Source organism: Undibacterium sp. Ji22W, assembly GCF_049340305.1.
Classification (GTDB): Bacteria; Pseudomonadota; Gammaproteobacteria; order Burkholderiales; family Burkholderiaceae_D; genus Undibacterium.
The window spans coordinates 1-476 of the sequence record NZ_JBMPOU010000011.1 but is presented as its reverse complement, the minus strand read 5'-3'; the positions used below and the strand labels follow the sequence as shown (position 1 = coordinate 476).

The window sequence follows — 476 nt, the reverse complement described above, 5'->3', positions numbered from 1 at the left end:
ATCGTGGCGATCAGGGATTCGGAGCCTTCTTTCAAATAATCATCGGTGGCAGTGACTGTAAATGTCGTGCTGCTGCCGCCACTGACATTGACGCTCGCTGGCAATGCGCTGGTATCGACACCCGCTGTCGCGACGCCGCTCCAGTTCAAGGCGACCGCAACACTGCTGCCGACTGGAACACTGACGGCATTGCCGCTGCTGTCTTTGAGGGTGACCGTGTACGTTAAGACGCCACCTTCGGCTACGCTCGCTGCATCGACACTGATGTGCGCATAGACAGTGTCGCTTGCTGCTGGGACGGCTTCATCGGTGATCGCGCTGCTTGCTGTGTTGCTGCTGCCGACCGCTACTGCTTCATATTTACTGTTCGTATCGGTGACACCACTAATCGTGGCGATCAGGGATTCAGAACCTTCTTTCAAATAATCATCGGTGGCAGTGACTGTAAATGTCGTGCTGCTGCTGCCACTGACATT

General features: G+C 55.3%; 1 protein-coding gene. It reads right to left on the bottom strand.

The window, feature by feature from the left end; translation table 11 throughout:
* Nucleotides 1-476 (bottom strand): hypothetical protein (locus ACO0KW_RS20365; RefSeq protein ID WP_423055171.1); only part of this gene is annotated, 476 nt, incomplete at both ends.